This window comes from Pseudomonas sp. EggHat1 (assembly GCF_014892995.1).
Lineage (GTDB): Bacteria > Pseudomonadota > Gammaproteobacteria > Pseudomonadales > Pseudomonadaceae > Aquipseudomonas > Aquipseudomonas chaetocerotis.
The window spans coordinates 351,295-376,669 of sequence record NZ_JACKQK010000002.1 but is presented as its reverse complement, the minus strand read 5'-3'; the positions used below and the strand labels follow the sequence as shown (position 1 = coordinate 376,669).

Here is a 25,375-nt window from a genome sequence, read left to right as displayed (position 1 = left end):
TCAGCTCTTCTTGCGCACGTACAACACCAGGTTATGGTCGACCAGCTCGAAACCGTGCTCTTTGACGATCTCCTTCTGGCGCTTTTCGATCTCGGCGTCGAAGAACTCGATCACTTCACCGGAGTCGACGCAGACCATATGGTCGTGATGGCCGCTGTCAGCCAACTCGAATACGGCATGGCCGCCATCGAAGTTGTGACGTACCACCAGGCCGGCAGCCTCGAACTGAGTCAGCACGCGGTACACGGTGGCCAGGCCAACGTCCTCACCCGCCTCCATCAGGGCCTTGTAGACATCCTCCGCACTCATGTGGCGGTGCTCGGCGTTGTCGAGCATTTGCAGGATTTTGACTCGTGGCAGAGTCACCTTCAGTCCAGCTTTGCGCAGTTCGTTATTTTCAACCATGGTCTGCTTTCTCATGGATGCTGCTTCGCAGCACCCTTCAATACGGGTATGATCCGGGGTTCAAGTTGCCCAAGATAGTGGAAGTCACCCTCCGATGCAAAAAACCAAGCTCTTGCTGACCAGCCTGTCGCTGACCGGGCTCTTCGCACTCGCCGGTTGTTCATTCCCCGGGGTTTACAAGATCGACATTCAACAGGGCAATGTCGTGACACAGGACATGATAGACCAGCTGCGCCCGGGAATGACCCGACGCCAAGTGCGGTTTATCATGGGCAACCCGTTGATCACCGACACCTTCCATGCCGATCGCTGGGATTATCTGTACAGCCTCCAGCCTGGCGGTGGTCAGCGCCTGCAGGAACGCGTCAGTCTGGTATTCGACGGCAGCGACCAACTGGTCGGTCTGGCCGGTGACTTCATGCCCGGCGTCAGCCGTGACCAGGCCATCATGGGCGAAGGCAGCGACACCAGCAGTGCGCAGCCGCAAGCCAAACCACAGGACGAAACCCCGCCGGCGCCAGGCTCGTTGCTGGAGCAGATTCAGCGTGAGGTGGATCAGGTCGAAACCGTTCCGGTCCCGACTCCCGAGCCGCTGGACACCGATCCGCAGTAACACGCGGACACGAAAAAGCCCGGAGCGAATCCGGGCTTTTTCATATCTACCGCCTTACGACCTACTGGGTCAGTTCGACTCTTCGCCTTCTTCCCTGGCCTTGGCTTTGGCCGCACGCTGCTTGCGTACCTCCTTCGGGTCGGCGATCAACGGCCGATAGATCTCGACTCGCTCCCCTTCCTCCAGCACTCGCTCTTCCGGCTTGCCTACCGCCTTGCCAAAAATACCCAGTGGCGCCTGGCTCAGATCCAGCTCCGGAAAGAACTGCTGCATACCAGAACGCAGCGCGGCCTCGCGTACAGTGGTGCCTGCCGGTACGGACAGACGCAGGAGCTTCTGCCGTTCGGCAAGGGCATAGACCACTTCGATGGCGATACTGGGCTTATCCATACAGCTGTTTGGCTCGCTGGCAGAAGGCATCGACCATGGTATTGGCCGCCTGATTGAACAACGGGCCCAGCGTGGCACGCACCAGTGGCCCGGCATAGTCAAAGGTCAGGTCCAGACTGATCTTGCAAGCCTTGTCACCCAACGCCTTGAATTCCCAGACGCCATGCAGGCTGGTGAAAGGCCCTTCCTGCAGGTTCATCTCGATACGCTGCCCAGGCTGCAGGACATTACGCGTGACGAAGCGCTGGCCGATGCCACCCTTGGCCACTTCGAGGCTGGCCAGCATGTGCGTCTCGCTGACCTCCAATACCTCACTGGCGCTGCACCAGGGCAGAAATTGCGGGTAACCGGCCACATCGTTGACGAGATCGAACAGTGCCTGAGCCGGGTACGGCAGCAACGCCGAACGCTGGATTCGAGTAGCCATTTACTTGCTCAGCTCCGCGATGAAAACGATCAGCACGCCGATTGGCGCCACGACGCGAATCAGCCAGAGGGCCAGATTGAACAGCAGCGGGCTTCTGATGGACAACTCTTCACGCACAGCATCACGGCTCAGCACCCAACCGGCGAACATGGCGAAAGACAGCCCGCCCAGCGGCAGCAGGATACGGCTGGTGAGGTAATCGATACTGTCGAAGAACGTCTTGCCGCCCTCAGCGCCCCACTGCAACAGATGGAAACCGTCCTCGGCGAAGACGAAGAACTTGGCCTCGGCCCAAAGATTGAACGACAGCACCGTGCCCATCCCCACCAGCCAGCACAGCAGCGCCAGCACGGCGGTTACCTGCGCGCGGCTACGCCCGGTTTTCTCGACGAAGTAGGCTACGGCCGGCTCCAGCATGGAGATCGACGAACTCCATGCTGCAACAGCCACCAGTACGAAGAAGATCAACCCCATCACCTGACCGAAAGCGATATTGCCGAAGGCAATCGGCAGGGTGACGAACATCAGCCCCGGCCCACCACCCGGCTCCAGGCCGGCGGCAAAGACGATGGGGAACAGCGCCAGACCCGCAGTCAGCGCCACCAGGGTATCGAGCACGCCGACGGTCAGCACCGTAGCGCCTATCGAAGCCTTCTTCGGCATGTAAGCGCCGTAGACCATGATCGAACCCACACCCACGCTCAAAGTGAAGAAGGCATGCCCCATGGCAGCCAGAATGCCGTCCTGCACCTTGCTCGGGTCGAAATGGAAGAGGAAGTCGAAACCTTCGCGGAAATGCCCGGTGGTAAAGCTGTAGCCCAACAGCACCAGCAACAGCACGAACAGTAGCGGCATCATGATACGCAAGCTGCGCTCCAGACCCGCCACCACCCCCTTGGCGATGACGAACGCGGTCATCAGCATGAACAGGCTATGCCACAGGGTCAGCCGCCACGGATCGGAAGTCAGACCGCCGAACGCCGCACCAGCCCCATCGGCGCTGATGCCGGTGAAGTCGCCACGGCCCATGCCGATGATGTAATCCAGCGACCAACCGGCGACCACGCTGTAGAACGACAGAATCAGTAGCGCGGCGACCATCCCCATCAGCGCAGCCAGCGACCAGTGCTTCGAGGCTCCGGCTTCGATCGCCAGACTCTTCATCGCATTGACCGGGCTCTGCCGGCCACGGCGACCGATCAGGGTTTCCGCCAGCATGATCGGCACACCCACCAGGGCGATGCAGAACAGGTACATGACGACGAACGCACCGCCGCCGTAGACCCCGGTCATGTAGGGGAATTTCCAGATATTGCCGAGACCGACCGCCGAACCGGTCGCTGCCAGAATGAACACCCAGCGACTGGCCCAGGCACCATGAATCGAAACGTTGTCGCTCGCCATTGCGGCCAAGACCCCATACTGCGGGAAAAAAAGATCGCGCATTGTCGGAGATTCACCCGGCAGGCTCAAGCGTAAGCCGGCAACCGGCCAGGAGAGCCCCATAGCGCAGGCGCGGACGACTCCCTATAATGCGGGCCCTATGGCTAAGCAAAAGAAACATCCTCAAGGCACCATCGCGCTGAACAAAAAGGCGCTGCATGACTATTTCATCGAACACAAGTTCGAGGCCGGCCTGGTGCTGTCCGGCTGGGAAGTGAAGAGCCTGCGTGCCGGCAAGGCACAGCTGGTCGACAGCTACGTGCTACTCAAGGACGATGAGGCCTGGTTGATGGGCTGCCACATCACGCCACTGAAAACTGCCAGCACCCATGTCATCGCCGACCCGACCCGCACGCGCAAGCTGCTGTTGAACAAACGCGAGCTGGAAAAGCTGTTCGGCTCCGTACAGCAGAAGGGCTACACCGCCGTGGCGCTGTCGCTGTACTGGAAGCAGCATCTGGTCAAATGCGAGATTGCCCTGGCCAAGGGCAAGAAGGACTTCGACAAGCGCCACACCGAGAAGGAACGTGACGCCGACCGCGAGGTTCAGCGCGCGATGCGCAGCAAGGGCAAGGACGACTAAGAGCAGCTGCAAGCTTCAAGCCTTAAGAAAAGCTCAAGACGTAGGGCGAAGCGGAACGCAGGCAGTCCGCCGCAACGCAGGCCGCCGCCGGTGCGGTGCGCGCGGCGCACCCTGCGGCCTCGGCCGCAACATCCCTGAGGGTGCGCCATGTGCACCAAAATCTCCCTTCGAGTCATAACCGGATTAGCGCAACGAGGGCCAGCAGCCGTGCGCAGGGCGTACCTACGGCCTGACAGCTCCGCGCCGCTGCGCCCGTTCCACCCGCCGCGCCTCCAATTGCACTTCCGAGAGCACTTCCTGCACATAGTCGATGTGCTGATTGGAGAGCTCGCGGGCGTCTTCCGCGCGACCTTCGATGATCGCCTTGTACAGCGCGCGATGCTGCCCGATCAGCATGTCGCGGGTCTCTTCGCGCTGGGCATACATGCCGCCGATGTTGGTCACCACGTTGCGCTTGAGCAGGTCGAACAAGCCACGAATGGTGTGTAGCAGAACGGCGTTGTGGCTGGCCTCGGCGATCGCCAGGTGAAAACGCGCATCGGCAGCGCCCTCTTCGGCGCGAGTCACCTTGCCGACTCGCGCGTAGCAATCCTGCAAGGCTTCGAACGCTTCGGTTAGACGCTGGCGGTCGATATCCGTGGCGCGCCTGGCCGCGTAGTAGGCGCAGGAGCCTTCCAGCGTGTGACGAAATTCCAGCAGGTCGCGCTGAGCGTCTTCCTTGTGCTCCAGCAGTTGCAACAGCGGGTCGCTGAAGGTCGAGCCGAGTGATTCGGCGACATAGTTACCGCCACCCTGACGACTGACCAGCAACCCCTTTGCCACCAGTTTCTGGATCGCTTCACGCAGGGACGGACGAGATACACCGAACTGCTCGGCCAGCGCACGCTCTGCAGGCAGTCTCTCACCGGCACGCAAGGTGCCCTCGAGAATCATGGTTTCCAGTTGCGCGACGATGTCATCGGAGAGACGACGCTGCCGCACCTGACCTACTTCCATCACCCACATCTCCATTGGTTTGACCAGGCTGAAGGCCCGACAGGGCAAGCCTATAGCGCCCTTCTTCGCTGAACAAGCAAGCACACTACGACCAAAGTCTTAGCCTCCCGATTTGACAGTCCATTGAGCAACTTTTAACCTGAGCCCGCTGTTTTGTAAATTGGTATTACCAATTTAACCAACAAGAACAACAAACCATCGAGGTCACGCCATGACAGCCCTACGCGCTGCAAGCCTGTTCGATCACGCCTCATCCCTGCCGCGCCAGCTGCGCGTTCGTGTGGAGTAAGACTCAATGTCCAACGGAATTCTCGCCCTGCTGGCGTTCTCGCCGATTCTGCTCGCTGCCGTTCTGCTGATCGGTCTGCGCTGGCCGGCCAAACACGCCATGCCGCTGGTCTACCTGGTGACTGCCGCTGTCGGCCTGTTCGCCTGGGACATGACCTTCAACCGCGTCCTGGCCTCCACCCTGCAAGGCTTGCTGATCACCCTCGGCCTGCTGTGGATCATTTTCGGCGCCATCCTGCTGCTGAACACCCTCAAGCACTCCGGTGGCATCACCGCCATTCGTGCCGGCTTCACCACCATCAGCCCTGACCGGCGCATCCAGGCGATCATCATCGCCTGGCTGTTCGGTTGCTTCATCGAGGGCGCATCGGGCTTCGGTACGCCAGCCGCCATCGCTGCACCGCTGCTGGTGGCCATCGGTTTCCCGGCGATGGCAGCCGTGCTGATGGGCATGCTGGTACAAAGCACGCCGGTATCCTTCGGCGCCGTCGGTACACCGATCATCGTCGGCCTCAATACCGGCCTGGATACCGCCACCATTGGTGCACAGCTGGTCGAGCAGGGTTCGTCCTGGGCGCAGTTCCTGCAGTTGATCACCAGTGAAGTGGCGATCATCCATGCCACCGTTGGCGTGGTCATGCCGGTCATCATGGCGATGATGCTGACGCGCTTCTTCGGTCAGGAGAAAAGCTGGAAAGCTGGCCTGGAGGTCATGCCGTTCGCGATTTTCGCCGGGCTGGCCTTCGTCGTACCGTATGTATTCACCGGCGTCTTCCTCGGCCCGGAATTTCCGTCGCTGCTGGGCGGCCTGATCGGCCTGGCCATCGTCACCAGCGCCGCACGCTTTGGCTTCCTGGTGCCGAAGAAGACCTGGGACTTCGCCCCGGCGGACAAATGGCCGAGCGAGTGGCTGGGCACCGTCGAGATGAAACTGGACGAACTGACCGCCAAACCGATGAGCGCACTGCGCGCCTGGCTACCCTATGTGCTGGTCGGCGCCCTGCTGGTTATCAGCCGTGTATTCCCGGAAGTGGGCAACGCGCTGAAAGCGGTAGTGGTGAATTTCCCGGACCTGATGGGCGAAGCCGGCGTCAGCGCCAACTTCCAGCCGCTGTACCTGCCGGGCGGCATTCTGGTTGCCGTGGTGCTGGCCACCTTCTTCCTGCATGGCATGAAGGCACGTGACCTGGGCAAGGCGGTGAAAGAGTCGTCCAGCGTATTGCTCAGTGCCGGCTTCGTGTTGCTGTTCACCGTGCCGATGGTACGTATCCTGATCAACTCCGGCGTCAACGGCGCCGAGCTGGCCAGCATGCCGATCCTCATGGCGCGCTGGGTGGCCGACAGCGTTGGCGGCATCTATCCGCTGCTGGCTCCGAGCATCGGTGCCCTGGGTGCCTTCATCGCCGGCTCCAACACCGTCAGCAACATGATGTTCAGCCAGTTCCAGTTCGGCGTGGCCAGCAGCCTGGGTATCTCCAGCGCGCTGATCGTCGCGGTCCAGGCCGTTGGCGCCGCCGCCGGCAACATGGTGGCGATCCACAACGTGGTAGCGGCTTCGGCCACCGTTGGCCTGCTCGGCCGTGAAGGCAGTACCCTGCGCAAGACCATCTGGCCGACGCTGTACTACCTGCTGTTCACCGGCATCATCGCGATGATCGCGATCTATGTGCTGGGTGTCAGCGATCCGCTGATGCCTCACTGATGCACCGATAGTGCCCGCCCCGACATCGTCGGGGCATTTGCCGTCAGGCTACGCTTCCCCTTTTCAGCAACAGGATGAGCCCATGATCATTTCTGCCTCGACCGACTATCGCGCTGCCGCTCAACGCAGGCTGCCCCCCTTCCTGTTCCATTACGCCGATGGCGGCGCCTACGCCGAGCACACCCTGCGCCGCAACGTCGCCGATCTGTCGGACATCGAACTGCGCCAGCGCGTGCTGAAGAACATGTCCGAGCTGGACCTGTCCACCGAGCTGTTCGGCGAGAAGATGTCGATGCCGGTAGGCCTGGCACCCGTTGGCCTGACCGGCATGTTCGCTCGTCGTGGCGAAGTGCAGGCCGCCAAGGCGGCAGCAGCCAAGGGCATTCCCTTTACCCTGTCCACCGTTTCAGTGTGCCCGATCGAAGAAGTGGCTCCAGCCATCGACCGGCCTATGTGGTTCCAGCTCTACGTGCTGAAAGACCGCGGTTTCATGAAGAACGCACTGGAGCGCGCCAAGGCCGCCGGCTGCTCGACGCTGGTGTTCACCGTCGACATGCCCGTGCCTGGCGCCCGCTACCGTGACGCGCACTCCGGCATGAGTGGCCCGAACGCGGCGCTGCGCCGCATGCTGCAGGCCATGACTCACCCACAATGGGCCTGGGACGTCGGCCTGCTGGGCAAACCGCATGACCTGGGCAACATCTCCGCCTATCGCGGCAACCCGACCGGCCTGGCCGACTACATCGGCTGGCTGGGCGCCAACTTCGATCCGTCGATTTCCTGGAAGGACCTGGAATGGATCCGTGACTTCTGGGACGGCCCGATGGTGATCAAGGGCATCCTCGACCCCGAAGACGCGCGCGATGCCGTGACCTTCGGCGCCGACGGCATCATCGTCTCCAACCATGGTGGTCGTCAGCTCGACGGCGTGCTGTCCAGCGCCCGTGCGCTGCCGGCCATCGCCGACGCGGTCAAGGGCGAACTGAAGATCCTCGCCGACTCCGGTATCCGCACCGGCCTCGACGTGGTGCGCATGCTCGCCCTTGGCGCCGACACCGTGCTGCTCGGCCGTGCCTTCCTCTATGCCCTGGCCGCAGCCGGTGGTGCTGGCGTGAGCAACCTGCTCGACCTGATCGAGAAGGAAATGCGCGTGGCCATGGTGCTGACCGGTGCCAAGTCCATTGCCGAAATCACCCCGGATCTGCTGGTAAAGGAGCGTTGAGCCAATGACTGCTGCCGCCTCCATCACCCGTGACGCTCTGCTGGCACAGATGCGCCAGATCGTCGGCAGCAGCCACGTGCTGACCGACGAACAAGCCACACGGCGTTTCCGCAAGGGCCACCGTACGGGTGAAGGCAACGTGCTGGCGGTGGTGCGCCCGGGCTCCTTGCTGGAGCAATGGCGCATCCTGCAGGCGGCCGTAGCGGCCGACCGCATCGTCATCATGCAGGCCGCCAATACCGGGCTTACCGGCGGCTCCACCCCCGACGGTGCCGATTACGACCGCGAGATCGTGTTGATCAGCACCCTGCGCATCACCGGCGTACAACTGATCAACGATGGCGAGCAGGTGGTGTGCCTGCCCGGCGCCACCCTCGACCGCCTGGAACAGGCGCTGGCGCCGCTGAATCGCGAACCGCATTCGGTGATTGGCTCGTCCTGCATCGGCGCCTCGGTGCTAGGCGGCGTCTGCAACAACTCTGGCGGCGCCCTGGTGCGTCGCGGCCCGGCCTACACCGAGCTGGCGCTGTACGCGCAGGTAAAAGATGACGGTTCGCTGGAGCTGGTCAATCACCTGGGGATCGAGCTGGGCAACGGTCCAGAGGAAATCCTCACCCGCCTGCAGAGCGGCGACTACACACCGCAGCAGGTGCGCAACGAGGAAACCGCCAAGGCCTCCGACGCTCGCTATGGCGAACACGTGCGCGATGTCGATGCCGACACTCCGGCGCGCTTCAACGCCGACCCGTCGCGCCTGTTCGAGGCCTCCGGTTCGGCCGGCAAACTGTGCCTGTTCGCCGTGCGCCTGGATACCTTCCCCAAGGAACCGAGCACGGTGTTCTACATCGGCAGCAACGACCCGCACGACCTCACCGAAGTGCGCCGTCACCTGCTGGCCAGGCTGCCGCGCCTGCCGATTGCCGGGGAATACATCCATCGCACCGCCTTCGACATCGGCGAGAAATACGGCAAGGACACCTTCCTGGTGATCGACACCTTCGGCACATCCAAGGTGCCGGCCGCCTTCGCGATGAAGAGCCGGGTCGATGGCTTCTTCGAACGCTTCGGCCTGCGCGGGGTGACCGACAAGGTGATCCAGGCCCTGATGAACCTGCTGCCCAGCCACCTGCCGGCGCGCATGCGCGAATACCGTGATCGCTACGAGCATCACCTGCTGGTGCGGGTGTCCAACGACACGCTGGAGCAGACCCGCAGCTTCCTCAGCGAGTACTTCAGCGGCAGCGCCAGCGGCGCCTACTTCGAGTGCGACGCCGAGGAAGGCCGCAAGGCCTTCCTCCATCGCTTCGCCATTGCCGGTGCGGCGATCCGTTACCGCGAGTCACACCGCAGCAGCGTTGAGGACATCCTGGCGCTGGACATCGCCCTGCGCCGCAACGACCGCGACTGGGTCGAGACGCTGCCGCAGGGGATGGAAGAGCAGATCATCCACAAGCTCTACTACGGGCACTTCTTCTGCCACGTGTTCCATCAGGACTACATCGTCAGGAAGGGCATCGACCCGATAGAGATGGAGCACCGCATGTGGAAGCTTCTGGACGCGCGCCGCGCCGAGTACCCGGCCGAGCACAACGTCGGCCATCTGTACGTGGCCAAGCCGGCGCTGGCGGGGTTCTACCGCGAGCTCGACCCGACCAACACCTTCAATCCCGGCATCGGCCATACCTCGAAGCAGAAGCATTGGGGCAATTGCTGCTAAGACGCTGAAGCCGCTATTACGGATGTGGGAGGCGCTTCAGCGGCGACGGTCGCGGCTGAAGCCCCTCCCACGATAGCTCCGCTGCACCGTAGCCCGGATGCAATCCGGGAAAACCTGACGCCGACTACAGACGACAAGGCCCGCCAATTTGGCGGGCCTTGTCGTTTACGCAGCAAGCGATCAGGCGAAGACGATCTCTTCGCCGTCGACCTTGGCATGCACCACGGCCCCCGGGGCGAAATCGCCGGAGAGTATCTGTTGCGCCAGCGGGTTCTCGATCCAGCGCTGGATCGCACGCTTGAGCGGGCGGGCGCCGTACACCGGGTCGTAACCGACGGCGATCAGCTTGTCGAGCGCCTCCGGCGTCAGCTCCAGACTCAGCTCACGCTCGGCCAGACGACCACGCAAACGTCCTAGCTGGATCTCGGCGATACCAGCGATCTGCTCGCGGCCTAACGGTTCGAACACCACCACTTCGTCGATGCGGTTGATGAACTCAGGGCGGAAGTGGCTGCTCACCGCATCCATCACCGCCGCGCGCTGCGCTTCCTTGTCGCCGACCAGCTCCTGGATCTGCGCCGAGCCGAGGTTGGAGGTCATCACGATCACCGTGTTCTTGAAGTCCACGGTGCGCCCATGGCTGTCGGTGAGGCGACCATCTTCCAGTACCTGCAGCAGCACGTTGAACACATCCGGGTGAGCCTTCTCGACTTCATCCATCAGCACCACGGAGTACGGCTTACGGCGTACCGCCTCGGTCAGGTAACCACCCTCTTCGTAGCCGACATAGCCCGGTGGTGCGCCGATCAGACGAGCGACGCTGTGCTTCTCCATGAACTCGGACATATCGATACGCACCAGCGCCTCCTCGGTGTCGAAGAGGAACTCGGCCAGCGCCTTGCACAGCTCGGTCTTGCCCACCCCGGTCGGGCCGAGGAAGAGGAACGAGCCGCTCGGCCGGTTCGGGTCAGCCAGGCCGGCACGCGAGCGGCGCACGGCGTTGGCAACGGCGACCACCGCTTCGTCCTGGCCGATCACCCGCTGGTGCAGCAGGCCTTCCATTTTCAGCAGTTTCTCGCGCTCGCCCTCGAGCATCTTGCTCACCGGAATACCGGTCCACTTGGACACGACTTCGGCGATCTCCTCATCGGTAACCTTGTTGCGCAGCAGCTGGTTCTCGCTCTTGCCGTGCTGGTCGACCATCTGCAGGCTGCGCTCCAGGTCAGGAATGATGCCGTACTGCAGCTCCGCCATGCGGTTGAGGTCGCCCTTGCGCCGTGCGGCTTCGAGTTCGGTCTTGGCCTGCTCGATACGTTGCTGGATCTGCGCCGAGCCCTGAACTTCAGCTTTCTCCGACTTCCAGATTTCCTCCAGGTCAGCGTATTCCTTCTCCAGGCGGGCAATGTCTTCCTTGAGCTTTTCCAGGCGCTTGAGGGCCGCGTCGTCGTCTTCCTTCTTCAGCGCTTCGCGCTCGATCTTCAACTGGATCAGGCGACGATCCAGGCGATCGAGTTCCTCAGGCTTGGAGTCGATCTCCATGCGGATACGGCTGGCAGCCTCGTCGATCAGGTCGATGGCCTTGTCCGGCAGCTGACGGTCGGTGATGTAGCGATGACTGAGCTTGGCTGCGGCGATGATCGCGCCGTCGGTGATGGTCACGCCGTGGTGCACCTCGTAGCGCTCCTTCAGGCCACGCAGGATGGCGATGGTGTCTTCCTCGCTCGGCTCGTCCACCAGCACCTTCTGGAAGCGGCGCTCCAGCGCGGCGTCCTTTTCGATGAACTGGCGGTACTCATCCAGCGTGGTGGCACCGACGCAGTGCAGCTCACCACGGGCCAGAGCCGGTTTGAGCATGTTGCCGGCGTCCATGGCGCCTTCGGCCTTGCCGGCACCGACCATGGTGTGCAGCTCGTCGATGAACAGAATGATGCGCCCTTCCTGCTTGGAGAGCTCGTTGAGCACGGCTTTCAGACGCTCCTCGAACTCGCCACGGAACTTGGCGCCGGCGATCAGCGAGCCCATATCCAGCGACAGCAGGCGCTTGTCTTTCAGACCATCGGGTACTTCGCCATTGATGATGCGCTGGGCCAGGCCCTCGGCGATGGCCGTCTTGCCCACGCCGGGCTCGCCGATCAGTACCGGATTGTTCTTGGTACGGCGCTGCAGCACCTGGATGGTGCGACGAATCTCGTCGTCACGACCGATCACCGGGTCGAGCTTACCCTCCTCGGCGCGCTTGGTCAGGTCGACGGTGTACTTGTCCAGCGCCTGGCGTGACTCCTCGACGTTGGGGTCGTTGACCGCCTGGCCGCCGCGCAGGTTGGCGATGGCGTTTTCCAGGGCCTTCTTCGACACGCCCTGGCCGAGCAGCAGCTTGCCCAGCCTGGTGTTCTCGTCCATCGCCGCGAGCAGCACCAGCTCGCTGGAAATGAACTGGTCACCGCGTTGCTGTGACAGGCGGTCGGCCTGGTTGAGCAGACGCGCCAGATCCTGCGACAGGTTGATGTCGCCGGTGGGGTTCTGCAGTTTACCGAGCTGATCCATTTCTCGGGTCAGGGCTTGCCGCAGACTGTTGATGTCGAAGCCGACCTGCATCAGCAGCGGCTTGATCGAACCGCCCTGTTGCTCGAGCAGCGCCTGCATCAGGTGCAGCGGCTCGATGGCGGCGTGGTCCATGCCCACCGCCAGAGATTGGGCGTCGGAGAGTGCAAGTTGCAGCTTGCTGGTCAAACGATCGATACGCATAAATGTCCTTCCTCCAGAGTGGCGAGCCGGGACAACATCCCCGAAAAAAGAAACTCGCCGAGATGCAGACTAGATAAGGACGATTACGCCGTATTCAAGACGTGACAACTTGATCCAGATCAGCGCCAGATCACCTGCTGCTCCAGCGGAAAGCGCAGCCGCGGGTTGTACACGCCCTTCTCGCCCTGCCGCCCGACGGCCAGCAACATGATGGGGATGGCATGACGAGGGATATCGAGCACACGACGCAAACGCACCTCGTCGAAACCTTCCATCGGACAGGTGGCATAGCCGTGGCTCTGAAAGGCCAGCATCAGGTTCTCCGCCGCCAGCGCGGTGGACTTCACCGCCCACAGGCGCATGTCGGCCTTGCTGTTGGGCTTGCGCATCAGTGGCTTGCGCAAGCCCACCAGGCGCACCAGTTGCCGCTTGAGCAGCCCAAGCAGGCCCAGCGGCCCCTGGTTGTACTGAAATGGCGCGGTCTTGCTGTAGAAGCTACGGATGCGCGCCGGTACCTCGGCCTCCGGCCAGTAATCGATAACGTTGCGGCAGGCCTGGCGCCAGGTGTCCGGGCGCGCCAGCACAGCGATGATCAGAGGCGCACGGGCAGCGTTCTGGCTCATGCATACCGGGTGCAACTGCGCCAGCAGCGCCGGATCGCGAATCACCTGAAAACTCCAGGGCTGCAGGTTGCAGGAGTTTGGCGCCAGCACGGCCAGCTCCAGGCAATCGCGAATCACATCCTCGGGCACCGGCTCAGGCGTGAAACGACGCACTGCGCGGCGGCTTTCGATCAGTGCGCGCAACTCGGCCGCAGAGGCCATCGCAGGCAGTTGCTCGTTGGGAAAGCTGGTCATGGGGCACTCCTCGGCATGTCGGCCGATTAAGCAACCGGATGACGATGCGAACAAGAGCGCAAGGGGAAATGACCGCGGGTTTGGCCGATTAGCCTCACCTGCGCCCGGGATAGAGGGCGCAGGCGTCGCTATTTCAGAGGCCCAGGGCTTTTTCGATGGCCTGGATCAACGTCGGATCGTCCGGTGTGGTGCGCGGCGAGAAACGCGCCAGCACACGGCCATCCTGGCCGACCAGAAACTTCTCGAAATTCCAGGTGACATCACCCGGAAACTCGGCGCCCTCACCGGCCAGCAGACGATAGAGCGGGTGACGAGCGGGGCCGTTGACCTCCATTTTGCTGCCCAGCGGGAAGCTGACGCCGTAGTTGAGGGTGCAGAAATCGCGAATTTCCGCTTCGCTGCCGGGCTCCTGGCCGGCGAACTGGTTGCAGGGTACGCCCAGCACGGTGAAACCATTGCCCTTGTACTGCTGATAGAGTTTTTCCAGCCCGGCGTATTGAGGCGTCAGGCCGCACTTGGAGGCCACGTTGACCACCAGCACCACCTGGCCCTTGTAGGGCGCCAACGGCAGTTCCTGACCGTCCAGCGCACGCAGATTGAGATCGTGAAAGGCACTCATGACGAACTTCCTCAGCGAATTCAGTGCAGCGGGCGCAAGGCCCCGTAAATCATCAAGGCGGCTGCGAATGAGCACGCCGACATACATGAAAAAGGCGCCCTGAGGCGCCTTTATCGCAAGTTTGAGCTTAGCAGCGGTTGATCCAGTCGGAACGACCGCAAGTCGCCTGACAGGCGACTCAGTGGTGGTGACCACCTTCGCCATGGATATGACCATGAGCCACTTCTTCTTCGCTGGCGTCACGCACGTCTACGACCTTGACCTTGAAGTTCAGGCGCTGACCAGCCAGCGGGTGGTTGCCGTCGACAGTCACGTCGTCGCCGTCGATATCGCGGATGGTAACGATCTGCATGCTGCCGTCCGGGCCCGAAGCGTGGAACTGCATACCCACTTCCAGAGTGTCGACGCCTTCGAACATGGCGCGGCTCAGCGTCGCGACCAGCTCGGCACTGTATTCGCCGTAGGCTTCTTCCGGCTCGACGGAAACGTCCAGCTCATCACCAACCTGCTTGCCAACCAGGGCCTTCTCGAGACCGGCGATGATGTTGCCTGCGCCATGCAGGTACACCAACGGCGCGCCGCCAGCGGAACTGTCGATCACCTCACCGGCATCGTTGGTCAGGGTATAGTCGATGGAGACGGCCTTGTTGGCGGCGATCAGCATGGGGAGACCTTTTGCGAAAGATAAATGAACGGGCAAGTTTAACCAACGGCAGCCTGGATTGCGACCCGAGCCCGGACAAACGGGCCGTGCGTATCGTTGATTTTCGTCAGGATGATCACGGCGACTGGGTGGCAGTCTTGTCTTGTGGCCATACTCAGCATGTACGCCACCAACCGCCCTGGCAGAATCGGCCCTGGGTACTCGATCCCGAGCAGCGCCAACTCAAGCAGGGAAGCCTCTTCCCGTGTGGCTGGTGCGCCACGGATCGATCGCACGATGAATCCAAGGAAGCTTAAATGTCTGCACGCAACATTCTGGTGATCAACTGCGGCAGCTCGTCGATCAAGTTCGCCCTGGTCAACGAAACGCAGGAAATCTTCATGCTCAGCGGCCTGGCCGAGCGTCTTGGCAGCCCCGAGGCGGTGCTGCACTGGCAACAAGGCGAACAAAAGGACAGCCTGGTCCTGCCGGGCGCCGACCACCGCCTGGCCCTGTCTCATCTTCTACCTGTGGTACAGCAGGCCGCAGCCGGCGAGCTGCACGGCATCGGCCACCGAGTGGTACATGGCGGCGAGCATTTCTCCGGCGCCTCTCGTCTGGACACCGCCAGCCTGCAGGCCATCCGCGAAGTCGCGCCGCTGGCGCCCCTGCACAACCCTGCCAATCTGCAGGGCATCGAGGCGGCGATGAAGCTGTTCCCGGACCTGGTTCAGGTGGCGGTGTTCGATACTGCCTTTCACCAAAGCCTGCCTGAACACGCTTACCGCTACGCCGTACCGCAGGCGCTCTACGCCGAACACGGCGTGCGCCGCTATGGCTTCCACGGCACCAGTCACCACTATGTCAGCCGCAAGGCCGCGCAGATGAGCGGCCTGGCATTCGACGCCAGCAGTTGGCTGGTCGCGCACCTTGGCAATGGCAGCTCCACCTGCGCCGTGGAAAATGGCCACAGCCGCGACACCAGCATGGGCCTGACACCGCTGGAGGGGCTGGTGATGGGCACACGCAGCGGCGATGTCGACCCCAACCTGCACGGCCACCTGGCACGCACCCTGGGCTGGAGCCTGGAGCGAATCGACAGCATGCTCAACAAGGACAGCGGCCTGCTGGGTTTGTCCGGTCTGTCCAACGACATGCGCACGCTGGAACAGGCCCGCGAGCAGGGCCATGCCGGCGCGATCCTGGCCATCGAGGTGTTCTGCTACCGCCTGGCCAAATCGCTGGCGGCGATGAGCTGTGCACTGCGCCGTCTCGATGGCCTGATCTTCACCGGCGGTATCGGCGAGAACTCGACACTGATCCGCAGCAAGACCGTGGATCACCTTAGCCTGCTAGGGCTGCAGCTGGATGCCCAGGCCAACGCCCGCTGCGTGCGCGGCGTCGCGGGAGCCATTCACGCAGACAGCCATCCGCGCGTACTGGTGGTACCCACCAATGAAGAGCGGCAGATCGCCCTCGATACCCTTGCCCTGCTCGACTGAGGCTTTTTAATGCATACATTCTTCATCGCTCCCACCGGTTTCGGTGTCGGCCTTACCTCCATCAGCCTCGGCCTGGTCGGCGCGCTGGAGCGCAGCGGCCTCAAGGTCGGCTTCTTCAAGCCCATCGCCCAGCCGCATGCCGGAGACCTCGGCCCGGAGCGCTCCAGCGAGCTGATCGCCCGCACCCACGGCCTGAACTCGCCCAAGCCGCTACCGCTCAGCCACGTCGAGCGCATGCTCGGCGACGGCCAGCTGGATGAACTGCTGGAAGAAATCATCAGCCTCTATCAGCAAGCGGCCGCCGACAAGGACGTCGTCATCGTCGAAGGCATGGTGCCGACGCGTCACGCCAGTTACGCCGCGCGAGTCAACTTCCACCTGGCCAAGAGCCTGGACGCCGACGTGATCCTGGTCAGCGCTCCGGAAGACGAGAACCTCACCGAACTGTCCGACCGCATCGAAATTCAGGCGCAGCTGTTCGGCGGGCCGAAGGACCCGAAGGTGCTCGGCGTGATTCTCAACAAGGTGCGCAGCGAAGATGGCATCACCGCCTTTGCCGAGCGCCTGCTGGAACTCTCACCACTGCTCAAGAGCCAGGACTTCCGCCTGCTCGGCTGCATTCCCTGGCAGGACGAACTGAACGCGCCGCGCACCAAGGACATCGCCGAGCTGCTCGGCGCGCGCATCCTCAACGCTGGCGATTACGAGCAACGACGCATGCTGAAGATCGTGCTCTGCGCCCGCGCAGTGGCCAATAGCGTGCAGTTGCTCAAACCAGGCACCCTGGTGGTGACGCCGGGTGATCGCGACGACATCATCCTCTCTGCCAGCCTCGCGGCGATGAATGGCGTGCCGCTGGCCGGCCTGCTGCTGTGCAGCGATTTCGCCCCCGACCCACGCATCATGGAACTGTGCCAGGGCGCCCTGGCCAGCGGCCTGCCGGTGATGACCGTGGGCACGGGCTCCTACGATACCGCCACCAACCTCAACCGCCTGAACAAGGAAATCCCGCTGGATGACCGCGAGCGTGCGGAGAAGGTCTCCGACTTCGTCGCCGGCCATATCGATCACGACTGGCTGAGCGCCCGTTGCGGCACGCCGCGCGAGCTGCGCCTGTCGCCCCCGGCCTTCCGCTACCAACTGGTGCAACGGGCCAAGGCTGCAGCCAAGCGTATCGTCCTGCCCGAGGGCAGCGAGCCACGCACGGTGCAGGCAGCCGCCATCTGCCAGGCGCGCGGCATCGCCCGCTGCGTATTGCTGGCCAAGCCGGAAGACGTACATGCAGTGGCCCGCGCGCAGGGTATCGAGCTGCCGGAAGGCCTGGAAATTCTCGACCCGGATCTGATTCGCGGTCGCTACGTCGAGCCGATGGTCGAGCTGCGCAAGGGCAAGGGCCTCAACGCGCCGATGGCCGAGGCGCAACTGGAAGACACCGTGGTGCTAGGCACCATGATGCTGGCGCTGGACGAGGTGGACGGCCTGGTCTCCGGCGCCATCCACACCACCGCCAACACCATTCGCCCGGCGCTGCAGCTGATCAAGACTGCGCCGGGTTACAACCTGGTGTCCTCGGTGTTCTTCATGCTGCTGCCGGATCAGGTACTGGTCTACGGCGACTGCGCGGTGAATCCTGACCCCAACGCCGAGCAGTTGGCGGAGATTGCCCTGCAGAGCGCTGCTTCGGCGCAGGCCTTCGGCATTCCACCGCGCGTGGCCATGCTCAGCTACTCCACCGGTGATTCCGGCAGCGGCGAGGAGGTAGAAAAGGTACGGGCTGCCACCCGCCTGGCCCGCGAGAAACGCCCCGACCTGCTACTCGACGGCCCGCTACAGTACGACGCAGCGGCCATCGAGAGCGTCGGTCGGCAGAAAGCGCCGAACAGCCCGGTAGCCGGTCGCGCCACGGTGTTCGTGTTCCCTGACCTGAACACCGGCAACACCACCTACAAGGCGGTGCAGCGCAGCGCCGACTGCATCAGCGTCGGCCCAATGCTGCAGGGCCTGCGCAAGCCGGTGAATGACCTGTCGCGCGGTGCGCTGGTCGACGACATCGTCTACACCATCGCGCTGACGGCCATTCAAGCGGCCGATCTGCCGAGCTAGAGAGGCCGTAGGGGTCTAGCAGAAAGCGCCGGCCAGAATATCCGGTGAGCACGGCGCCCCCTACGAGCGCCGAAACCCACGAGTCAGCACTGGCACTTGCAGGTCAGTGCACAACCGTTACCCTTGGCGCCGAACCTGCTCGCTGCAAGGAACGCCGCAGCTCTTTCGACTGATACGGGGCGCAGAGAAAGCCCCTTTCTCAGGCTGCCCGCCGGGCGTGCAGCCTGCTTATGGAGGCGTTCGCCCGATGCTGCACTTTCTTCCCGCGCCAGTGCGCGGCCTGATCGCGAGCCTGCTGCTGGCTCTGAACACCCTGTTCTGGTGCTGGCCGCTGTTCTTCGTCGCCCTGCTCAAACTGCTGCTGCCGTTCGCGCCAATCCAGCGCGCGCTGCGCTTCGTCATGCATGCCATCGCCGAAAGCTGGATCGGCGTCAACAAGTTCTGGATGCGCCTGGTTGGCCATATTGAATGGAAGGTTCAGGGGCTGGAACGCTTCGATACCCGTCACTCCTATCTGGTGACCAGTAACCACCAGAGCTGGGTAGACATTCTGGTGCTGCAGTACCTGCTCAACCAACGCATGCCGCTGCTGAAGTTCTTCCTCAAGCAGGAGCTGATCTGGGTGCCGGTGATCGGCCTGTGCTGGTGGGCGCTGGAGTTTCCCTTCATGAAGCGCTTCAGCAAGGAGTACCTGGCCAAGTACCCGGAAAAGCGCGGCCAGGACCTGGCCACCACGCGCAAGGCCTGCGCGCGTTACAAGACCAACCCCGTGGCGGTATTCAACTTCCTCGAGGGCACCCGCCTGACCCCGGCCAAGCATGCGCAGCAGCAGTCGCCGTTCAAGTACCTGCTCAAGCCCAAGGCGGGCGGTATCGCCTTCGTGCTCGACGCGATGGGTGAGCAACTGCACGCCATCGTCAACGTCACCATTCATTACCCACATGGTGTGCCGGGCTTCTGGGACTTGCTCTGTGGCCGCCTGGATGCCGTGCAGGTGTTTTTCAAACAAGTCGATATTCCGCGCGAATTCATCGGCCGCAACTACGATCAGGACGATGACTACCGTCTGGCATTCCAGCAGTGGGTCAATCGCCTGTGGGAAGAGAAGGACGCTGAGCTCGCAAGCCTGCAACAGCAAACCTGAAGCGCGCCTGGCGCTTCATTCACCGCGTGGTAGGGGCAGCTTGCTCCAGTCCAGTTGCGCCGGCACCTGCATGGCAGTGCTGGCCGACACACCCGGTGCCACCAGAAATCCTTGCATGATGCTGCAATGGTGTTGCGTCAACCACTCGCGCTGCTCCTGGGTTTCGACGCCCTCGGCGATGACCTCCAGCCCCAGGTGACGCCCCAGATCGATGATGGTGCTGACCACTGCGGCGTCGCGCGGTGAGTCGAGCATGTTGGAGATGAACAGGCGGTCGATCTTCAGCGTGTCCAGTTCGAAATGCCGCAGGTACGCCAGCGACGAGTAGCCGGTGCCGAAATCATCGATGGCGATCTTCACCCCCAGCTTACGCAGATGACGCAGCTGCGCCTGGGTCAGCTCCAGATCCTGCATCAACGCACTCTCGGTAACTTCCACTTCCAACTGGCTGGGCTTGAGACCATGGAGATCGAGTACGCGCTGCAGATCCGCCACCAGTTGCGGCATACCGAACTGTACCGGGCTGACATTGAGACTGAGCACCATCTCCTCACCGAACTGTTGCTTGAAGTCCGCCAACTGCCTGGCGCCCTCACGGAAGATCCATTCGCCAAGACGATTGATCAGGCGGGTTTCTTCGAGCAGTGGAATGAATACGTTCGGTGCGACAGTGCCCGCAACACGATGCTGCCAGCGCAGCAAGGCTTCGAAGCCGCGCAGGCGCCCGTTATCGAGATGGAACTGGGGCTGATAGACCAGCACGAAGTCATCGTTCTCGATGGCGTGGCGCAGGCTCTCTTCGAGCATCAGCCGTGAACGCGCGCGGCCGTTCATTTCTGGAGAGAAGAAGCGGTACTGCTGGCGACCGGCGCGCTTGGCTTCGTACATTGCCATATCGGCGGAGCGCAGCAGGCCCTCGACGCTCTGCCCGCACTCTGGAAAGCAGGCGATGCCAACGCTGGCGCCGAGGGTGAAATCCACACCATCGAGGGTGTGCCGAACCGAAACCAGTTCGATCAGCTTCTCAGCGACCTTGGCTGCATCCTCGGGATGGCCGAGGTTGTCCAGTAGCGCAGTGAACTCGTCACCGCCGATGCGTGCCAGACTGTCATAGGGGCGCAAGCAGGCCTTGAGCTGCTCACCGACCCGACGCAGCAGCTGATCGCCGACATCATGGCCCAGCGAGTCATTGATGCGTTTGAAACCGTCCAGATCCAGGTACAGCACCGCGACCCGCTGACCGCTGCGTTCGATACGCGCCAGCGCCGATTCCAGCGCCTGATGAAAGCCACGGCGATTGAGCAGACCGGTCAGCGCGTCAGTAACTGCCTGCGACTCCAGCTGCGCGTGCAGATTGCGCACCACCGACATGTCCAGGGCGATCACCACCATGGCGCGCTGCTGCCGCGGTAGCGGCGAGCAGGACAACGCCACAGGCAGGCAACCGCCCTTGAACGTGCGCATCATCGCTTCGTGTACGCGGTAGGTCGCCTCACGCTTGAAGTGCAGGTAGAACTCGGATTGCTGCCAGCCGTCTTCGCTGGCGGGATTCTTGAGAAACGACAGCAGCTCGACGCCCTCGAGATCGCCTACCTCGCCATCGAGCATCTGGGCCATGGCTGGGTTGGCGAACTGGATGCGACCGTCCTCGCCGACTACCAGGATACCCTCGGCGGCATTGGCCAGCACCGAGGCGTTGAAAGCTCTCGCTCTTTCCAGTTGCTGGGAAAGCGCCTGCAATTCGCAGCGATTGTGCTCATGCTCCAGCAGGCTCTGAATCTTGTGGCGCAGCACAGTGGGATCGAACGGTTTGAGCACGAAGTCCACGGCGCCAGTGCTGTAGCCTCGCAACACGGCATCATGAGTCTGCGAGATGGCAGAAACGAAGATGATTGGCGTCAGCCTCGTACGCGGATTACCGCGCATCAACCGGGCGACTTCGAAGCCATCCATGCCTGGCATCTGCACGTCGAGCAGCACCAGTCCGACATCCTCTTCGAGCAGACAGCGCAGAGCCTCCTCGCCGGAGCTGGCACAGCGCAGCTGCCACTCGCCATCTTCAAGCAGCGCCTGCATGGCCTCGAGGTTTTCCATGCGGTCATCCACCACCAGCAGAACCTGCCTGGCGGGTACGGCGGCGTTCTTGCTCTGCGCCTGGGCCATCGTCACTCCCCTATCCATCTGCCCTTGCACCAGTCACTCCTGCCATCAGGGTAGTCCATCGCCAGACGAAAGCATGGTCGGCATAGCCAACCAGCGCTCCAGCAGTGCCAGCAGCTCATCACGCTTGATCGGCTTGGCCATGTAGTCGTCTGCGCCCGCAGTGATGCATTTTTCCCGGTCGCCCTTCATGGCGTGAGCGGTGAGCGCGATGATGGGGATCACGCAGCCATGCTCCTGCTTGAGCAGACGCGTGGCGGTGTAGCCGTCCATATTGGGCATGGCCATGTCCATCAGAATCAGGTCGAAGGGATCGCGCTGGTAACTGGCGATGGCCTCCAGGCCGTCCTTGGCGGAGCTGACACGCAGCCCCACTTCATCCAGCAGTGCGGTCAGCGCATAGACGTTACGCACGTCGTCATCCACCAGCAGGATGCGCTTTCCCTGTAACAGGTTTAGCCGCGCATGGGCCGGTTGCGGCGCCCGCACGTCAACGAGAAAACCCTGAACCGCCTGGCACAGCGCGTCGGTGTCGTCGCCATGCTTGCGCACCACGACAGCGCTGTAGCGCCGCAGCCGTTGCAAGGTCTGCTGAGTAACGTCCACACCGGTGTTGATCACCACGCGCGTACCTTGAAACGGGCGCAACTGGTTCAGACTGTCGAGCAGGGCAAAACCGTCCTGATCCGGCAGATCGAGATCGATCACCAGCGCGCAGAACTGGCCCTGCACATAGGCCTCGCGTGCCTGCTCACCATCGGCGCAGGCGATGACATGAAAGCCCAGCTCCGTCAGTTGCTCGCGGTAGTGCTCGCGCTCTACCTCGACATCCTCCACCAACAACAATGCCTGCTCCTGTTGCGCGCCGTGCTGCAGCTCGATGAACACCTGCTCCAGTTCATCGCGACCGATGGGCTTGACCAGATAGCGCGTGCCATCGTCGTTCCAACCCACCGGTTGCGGAACGCAGGAAATGATGTGCACTGGCGTATGCCGATGAGTCGGCTGGGCGCGCAGACGCCGGAACAGCTGCCAGCCACTGAGATCAGGCAGCAGGATGTCGAGAATCACCGCATTGAACGACTCCTGCTGCAGCAGCCCCAGCGCCTGCAGCCCGGTGCGGCAATGCACGCTGGAGAAGCCGTGAGCATGAGCCTCCTCGGCGATCACAGCAGCGAAATTGGCATCATCCTCGATGATCAACAGTGGCGGGCCGTCACCGGCACGCAGCGGCCCCTCAAGCGGCGCTTCGACACTCAGTGAGCCCGCCTGCACCGGCAATCTGACGGTGAAGGTAGACCCCTGCCCCGGCGCACTCTGCAGGCTGATATCGCCATCCAGGGCGAGCACCAACTGACGGGTGATGGCCAGCCCAAGGCCGGTACCACCGAAACGCCGACTGGTAGAACCGTCGATCTGTTGAAAAGCCTGGAATACCTGCTCGTGCTGGGCCGGATCGATGCCAATGCCGGTATCACGCACGCTGAAGCAGAGCAGCTCGCGCTCATCCTCCTGGCGCCCCTGACTGCTGACGCTCAGCGTGACCTCGCCCTGATCGGTGAACTTCAGCGCGTTGGACAGCAGATTGCGCAGGATCTGATGCAGGCGTACGCGGTCGGTATGAATGACGCGCGGCACGCCGGCTTCCAGTTGGGTGTGCAGGCGCAAGCCCTTGAGCTCGGCCATCGGGCGCAGACTGGCATCGAGCTCCACCAGCACGTCCTGCATGTTGATCGGTTCCAGCTTGAGCTGCATGCGTCCCGACTCGACCTTGGCCAGGTCGAGTACATCGTTGATCAGCTGCAGCAGATCACTGCCGGCGCGGTGCACGATATCGGCGTGCTTGGCCTGCTTCTCGGTCAGATTGCCTGCCAGATTCTGGCGCAGTTGGTCGCTGAGAATCAGGATGCTGTTGAGCGGCGTGCGCAGCTCATGGGACATGTTGGCGAGAAACTCGGATTTGTAGCGGTTGGCCAACAACAGCTGCTCGGCCTGCTCACGCAGTTTCTGCTCGGCCGCCTTGCGCTCACTGATATCGATGACCACCGCCTGCACCAGGTTTTCATCGCCGCTGCGGATTGGCGACAGGCCGACCTCCAGAGGAATCATGCGACCTTCACGGTGCTGCCCGAACAGCTCGCGGTTACCGCCCATGCGGCGCGGTTCAGGCATAGCCTGGTAACCACGGCGCAGCGCCACATGACTGCCACGCTGCGCCGTCGGCAGGAGCATCTCCACCGGCTCGCCGAGCAACATCTGACGTTCGTAACCGAACAGCAGCTCGGTCTGTCGATTGACCATGGCGATACGCCCCAGGGCATCGACCAGCACGATGGCATTGGGCGACGCTTCGACCACCAGACGAAAACGCTCCTCGGCCACCTTGCGCGCACGCAGGTCCACCAGGTTTATCAGGTAGCTGCTGCCCTCGTGCAGCGGGTTGAGGCTGATACTGACCGGAATCGACTCACCACGTAACGTGCGCACCATGCGTTCGTCACTCTCGGCCAACTGCTCCTGCAGGTCTTTCGGCGATTCGATATTGGGCAGCACGCGCAACACGGTCTCACCCGGCAAGGCATTGAGCGGGCAGTCGAACAGCTCGGCAGCACTGCGATTGGCCATTTCGATGCGGCCCCTGTCATCACAGAGCAGGGTCGCCACCGGCAGCCGTTCGACCAATAGACGAAAGCGCTCTTCGCGCTCGCGCAGGGCCACGGCAGCCCGTTCACTGATCTGCAACTTGCGCTCACGCTGATAGAGAAAACCGCCGACCAGAATCGACAGTAACAACGTTGCGGCCAGCCCCGCCCAGAGACCGAGCATGCTGGTTCGATCAACCAGGCTGCGTTCGTATTCAGGGGTGCCGATCACCTCAAGCGCCCAGGTGCGGCCATACAGGGATAACTCCTGCTGACTGCGAAATCTCGGCTGCCAACCATTGGTATTGGTTTCACCACTTATCAGCGGCAAATCGGTCGTCTGCAGGTCTTTCAGGATGATGTCGAACAAACGACTCTGAGCGCCAAGAATCCCATCGATCAGGTCATGACTGCGAAAAGCGCCATGTACCATTCCCAGCAATGCAGAACGACGTTGCTCGACGGTATTGACGGGTAAACCCGGACGAAACACCGGCAGGTAGAGCAGTACGCCAGACTGCACGTTTACATCGACCTCCTGACGCAGTATCAGCGGCGCGCTGAGGCTGGCTTCGCCGGTCTCGACACTGCGCTCGATTGCCGTCCGCCGCACTGTTTCGCTGAGCATATCGAAGCCAAGCACGCGCCGATTGCGCCAATCCACGGGGCTGACGTAGTCAATGGGTAGATAATGGTCACGCTCACCGGAAGGGAAGATCTGATAGTCGAGACGACCGTCGGCCGCCACCTCGGCGGCGAAGTCAGCCAGTTGCTCCGGCAGCAGATAACGTGACCAGGCCACGGCCTGAATACCGGGATAGCGATCTTGGACCTGCAACTGATCCAGCGCACGTTCCCACTCGACGAGCGAGACCTGATCACTGCCTATCATCAGCCCGGATACGCCGCGCAAGACCATCTCGTAAGTGCGCATACGCGCCAGCACCCGCTGGCTTACGTCCTGAGCCTCCAACTGAAAGCGGCGGTGACTGTCCTCGTCCTCACGCTCCTGCACAGTATTCCATTGCCAGAAAATCAGGCCACCCAACCCCAGTAGCAAGCCAAGCGCAACCAGCAGCGGCGTCCAGGGCCTTGGCGGCCGCTCGACAGCTCTGTCGTCCATTCGCTCTCCTTCGGTCATCCAGAACCAACGCGCACGGTGCATCCGCACGCG

Annotated in this window: 20 protein-coding genes; 9 read left to right on the top strand and 11 right to left on the bottom strand. The window is 62.5% G+C overall.

The genetic code is table 11. From position 1 onward, the window contains the following. On the bottom strand, positions 1 to 405 hold the full coding sequence (gene fur / locus INS93_RS05985; RefSeq protein ID WP_003240531.1) for a ferric iron uptake transcriptional regulator: 405 nt from the start codon (positions 403 to 405) through the stop codon (positions 1 to 3). A 94-nt stretch (positions 406 to 499) separates the two neighbouring features. Here fur and INS93_RS05980 point away from each other — a divergent pair, with 94 nt between their 5' ends. Beyond that, entirely contained in the window at positions 500 to 1,018 is a 519-nt protein-coding gene (locus INS93_RS05980) for an outer membrane protein assembly factor BamE (protein WP_192980668.1), read from the top strand. A gap of 69 nt (positions 1,019 to 1,087) precedes the next feature. Here INS93_RS05980 and INS93_RS05975 read toward each other — a convergent pair whose 3' ends face one another. The 3 genes from INS93_RS05975 to INS93_RS05965 are packed head-to-tail and all read right to left on the bottom strand — an operon-like array spanning position 1,088 to position 3,239. After that, on the bottom strand, positions 1,088 to 1,408 hold the full coding sequence (locus INS93_RS05975; protein ID WP_160017271.1) for an RnfH family protein: 321 nt from the start codon (positions 1,406 to 1,408) through the stop codon (positions 1,088 to 1,090). Then, a complete protein-coding gene (locus INS93_RS05970) occupies positions 1,401 to 1,835 on the bottom strand; it encodes a type II toxin-antitoxin system RatA family toxin (RefSeq protein WP_160017270.1) in 435 nt (144 codons plus the stop codon). Before INS93_RS05970 ends, INS93_RS05975 begins: the two co-directional genes overlap by 8 nt. Then, positions 1,836 to 3,239, bottom strand: coding sequence for a sodium-dependent transporter (locus INS93_RS05965; protein ID WP_192980667.1), 1,404 nt, complete (start codon positions 3,237 to 3,239; stop codon positions 1,836 to 1,838). It abuts the gene before it with no gap. Positions 3,240 to 3,378: 139 nt separating this feature from the next. Here INS93_RS05965 and smpB point away from each other — a divergent pair, with 139 nt between their 5' ends. Beyond that, complete coding sequence (smpB, locus tag INS93_RS05960) at positions 3,379 to 3,861, top strand: SsrA-binding protein SmpB (RefSeq protein ID WP_017675350.1); 483 nt, start codon at positions 3,379 to 3,381, stop codon at positions 3,859 to 3,861. A gap of 222 nt (positions 3,862 to 4,083) precedes the next feature. Here the strand turns inward: smpB and INS93_RS05955 are convergent, their stop codons facing one another. Next, positions 4,084 to 4,857 carry an FCD domain-containing protein gene (locus tag INS93_RS05955; RefSeq protein WP_160017268.1) on the bottom strand — a complete coding sequence of 258 codons (774 nt, stop codon included), beginning with the start codon at positions 4,855 to 4,857 and terminating at the stop codon, positions 4,084 to 4,086. Positions 4,858 to 5,152: 295 nt separating this feature from the next. Here INS93_RS05955 and INS93_RS05950 point away from each other — a divergent pair, with 295 nt between their 5' ends. From INS93_RS05950 to dld, 3 genes are all read left to right on the top strand, one after another. Next, entirely contained in the window at positions 5,153 to 6,847 is a 1,695-nt protein-coding gene (locus INS93_RS05950; protein WP_192980666.1) for an L-lactate permease, read from the top strand. Positions 6,848 to 6,929: 82 nt separating this feature from the next. Next, a complete protein-coding gene (gene lldD / locus INS93_RS05945) occupies positions 6,930 to 8,069 on the top strand; it encodes an FMN-dependent L-lactate dehydrogenase LldD (RefSeq protein ID WP_192980665.1) in 1,140 nt (379 codons plus the stop codon). A 4-nt stretch (positions 8,070 to 8,073) separates the two neighbouring features. Next, entirely contained in the window at positions 8,074 to 9,786 is a 1,713-nt protein-coding gene (dld, locus tag INS93_RS05940; RefSeq protein WP_192980664.1) for a D-lactate dehydrogenase, read from the top strand. Between the two features lie 180 nt (positions 9,787 to 9,966). On the opposite strand, the gene clpB is transcribed toward dld, so the two are convergent. The 4 genes from clpB to INS93_RS05920 form a co-directional block, all read right to left on the bottom strand. Beyond that, the gene (gene clpB, locus INS93_RS05935; RefSeq protein ID WP_192980663.1) at positions 9,967 to 12,531 is read right to left on the bottom strand and encodes an ATP-dependent chaperone ClpB; all 2,565 of its coding nucleotides are present in this window, start codon (positions 12,529 to 12,531) and stop codon (positions 9,967 to 9,969) included. 119 nt (positions 12,532 to 12,650) lie between these two features. Continuing rightward, complete coding sequence (locus INS93_RS05930) at positions 12,651 to 13,388, bottom strand: nitroreductase family protein (protein ID WP_192980662.1); 738 nt, start codon at positions 13,386 to 13,388, stop codon at positions 12,651 to 12,653. A 133-nt stretch (positions 13,389 to 13,521) separates the two neighbouring features. Then, positions 13,522 to 14,007: a glutathione peroxidase gene (locus INS93_RS05925; protein WP_192980661.1), complete on the bottom strand. Its 486-nt coding sequence runs from the start codon at positions 14,005 to 14,007 to the stop codon at positions 13,522 to 13,524. Positions 14,008 to 14,185: 178 nt separating this feature from the next. Next, positions 14,186 to 14,671: an FKBP-type peptidyl-prolyl cis-trans isomerase gene (locus INS93_RS05920; RefSeq protein ID WP_192980660.1), complete on the bottom strand. Its 486-nt coding sequence runs from the start codon at positions 14,669 to 14,671 to the stop codon at positions 14,186 to 14,188. Positions 14,672 to 14,682: 11 nt separating this feature from the next. Here INS93_RS05920 and INS93_RS05915 point away from each other — a divergent pair, with 11 nt between their 5' ends. The 4 genes from INS93_RS05915 to INS93_RS05900 all read left to right on the top strand — a co-directional run bounded on the left by INS93_RS05915 (position 14,683) and on the right by INS93_RS05900 (position 19,399). After that, a complete protein-coding gene (locus INS93_RS05915; RefSeq protein ID WP_192980659.1) occupies positions 14,683 to 14,967 on the top strand; it encodes a DUF3565 domain-containing protein in 285 nt (94 codons plus the stop codon). Then, positions 14,968 to 16,152 carry an acetate kinase gene (locus tag INS93_RS05910; protein ID WP_192980658.1) on the top strand — a complete coding sequence of 395 codons (1,185 nt, stop codon included), beginning with the start codon at positions 14,968 to 14,970 and terminating at the stop codon, positions 16,150 to 16,152. Between the two features lie 9 nt (positions 16,153 to 16,161). Beyond that, on the top strand, positions 16,162 to 18,255 hold the full coding sequence (pta, locus tag INS93_RS05905; protein ID WP_192980657.1) for a phosphate acetyltransferase: 2,094 nt from the start codon (positions 16,162 to 16,164) through the stop codon (positions 18,253 to 18,255). A 247-nt stretch (positions 18,256 to 18,502) separates the two neighbouring features. Then, entirely contained in the window at positions 18,503 to 19,399 is an 897-nt protein-coding gene (locus INS93_RS05900) for an acyltransferase (RefSeq protein ID WP_192980656.1), read from the top strand. A 15-nt stretch (positions 19,400 to 19,414) separates the two neighbouring features. Here INS93_RS05900 and INS93_RS05895 read toward each other — a convergent pair whose 3' ends face one another. Beyond that, on the bottom strand, positions 19,415 to 21,562 hold the full coding sequence (locus tag INS93_RS05895) for a putative bifunctional diguanylate cyclase/phosphodiesterase (RefSeq protein ID WP_192980715.1): 2,148 nt from the start codon (positions 21,560 to 21,562) through the stop codon (positions 19,415 to 19,417). Positions 21,563 to 21,607: 45 nt separating this feature from the next. Beyond that, positions 21,608 to 25,324: a response regulator gene (locus tag INS93_RS05890; RefSeq protein WP_192980655.1), complete on the bottom strand. Its 3,717-nt coding sequence runs from the start codon at positions 25,322 to 25,324 to the stop codon at positions 21,608 to 21,610. Between the last annotated feature and the right edge of the window lie 51 nt (positions 25,325 to 25,375).

What these genes read in the sequence shown, in the direction of transcription:
- fur (WP_003240531.1), bottom strand. Translation starts at nt 405, where the DNA reads ATGGTTGAAAATAACGAACTGCGCAAAGCTGGACTGAAGGTGACTCTG.
- INS93_RS05980 (WP_192980668.1), top strand. Translation starts at nt 500, where the DNA reads ATGCAAAAAACCAAGCTCTTGCTGACCAGCCTGTCGCTGACCGGGCTC.
- INS93_RS05975 (WP_160017271.1), bottom strand. Translation starts at nt 1,408, where the DNA reads ATGGATAAGCCCAGTATCGCCATCGAAGTGGTCTATGCCCTTGCCGAA.
- INS93_RS05970 (WP_160017270.1), bottom strand. Translation starts at nt 1,835, where the DNA reads ATGGCTACTCGAATCCAGCGTTCGGCGTTGCTGCCGTACCCGGCTCAG.
- INS93_RS05965 (WP_192980667.1), bottom strand. Translation starts at nt 3,239, where the DNA reads ATGGCGAGCGACAACGTTTCGATTCATGGTGCCTGGGCCAGTCGCTGG.
- smpB (WP_017675350.1), top strand. Translation starts at nt 3,379, where the DNA reads ATGGCTAAGCAAAAGAAACATCCTCAAGGCACCATCGCGCTGAACAAA.
- INS93_RS05955 (WP_160017268.1), bottom strand. Translation starts at nt 4,857, where the DNA reads ATGGAAGTAGGTCAGGTGCGGCAGCGTCGTCTCTCCGATGACATCGTC.
- INS93_RS05950 (WP_192980666.1), top strand. Translation starts at nt 5,153, where the DNA reads ATGTCCAACGGAATTCTCGCCCTGCTGGCGTTCTCGCCGATTCTGCTC.
- lldD (WP_192980665.1), top strand. Translation starts at nt 6,930, where the DNA reads ATGATCATTTCTGCCTCGACCGACTATCGCGCTGCCGCTCAACGCAGG.
- dld (WP_192980664.1), top strand. Translation starts at nt 8,074, where the DNA reads ATGACTGCTGCCGCCTCCATCACCCGTGACGCTCTGCTGGCACAGATG.
- clpB (WP_192980663.1), bottom strand. Translation starts at nt 12,531, where the DNA reads ATGCGTATCGATCGTTTGACCAGCAAGCTGCAACTTGCACTCTCCGAC.
- INS93_RS05930 (WP_192980662.1), bottom strand. Translation starts at nt 13,388, where the DNA reads ATGACCAGCTTTCCCAACGAGCAACTGCCTGCGATGGCCTCTGCGGCC.
- INS93_RS05925 (WP_192980661.1), bottom strand. Translation starts at nt 14,007, where the DNA reads ATGAGTGCCTTTCACGATCTCAATCTGCGTGCGCTGGACGGTCAGGAA.
- INS93_RS05920 (WP_192980660.1), bottom strand. Translation starts at nt 14,671, where the DNA reads ATGCTGATCGCCGCCAACAAGGCCGTCTCCATCGACTATACCCTGACC.
- INS93_RS05910 (WP_192980658.1), top strand. Translation starts at nt 14,968, where the DNA reads ATGTCTGCACGCAACATTCTGGTGATCAACTGCGGCAGCTCGTCGATC.
- pta (WP_192980657.1), top strand. Translation starts at nt 16,162, where the DNA reads ATGCATACATTCTTCATCGCTCCCACCGGTTTCGGTGTCGGCCTTACC.
- INS93_RS05900 (WP_192980656.1), top strand. Translation starts at nt 18,503, where the DNA reads ATGCTGCACTTTCTTCCCGCGCCAGTGCGCGGCCTGATCGCGAGCCTG.
- INS93_RS05895 (WP_192980715.1), bottom strand. Translation starts at nt 21,562, where the DNA reads ATGGCCCAGGCGCAGAGCAAGAACGCCGCCGTACCCGCCAGGCAGGTT.
- INS93_RS05890 (WP_192980655.1), bottom strand. Translation starts at nt 25,324, where the DNA reads ATGGACGACAGAGCTGTCGAGCGGCCGCCAAGGCCCTGGACGCCGCTG.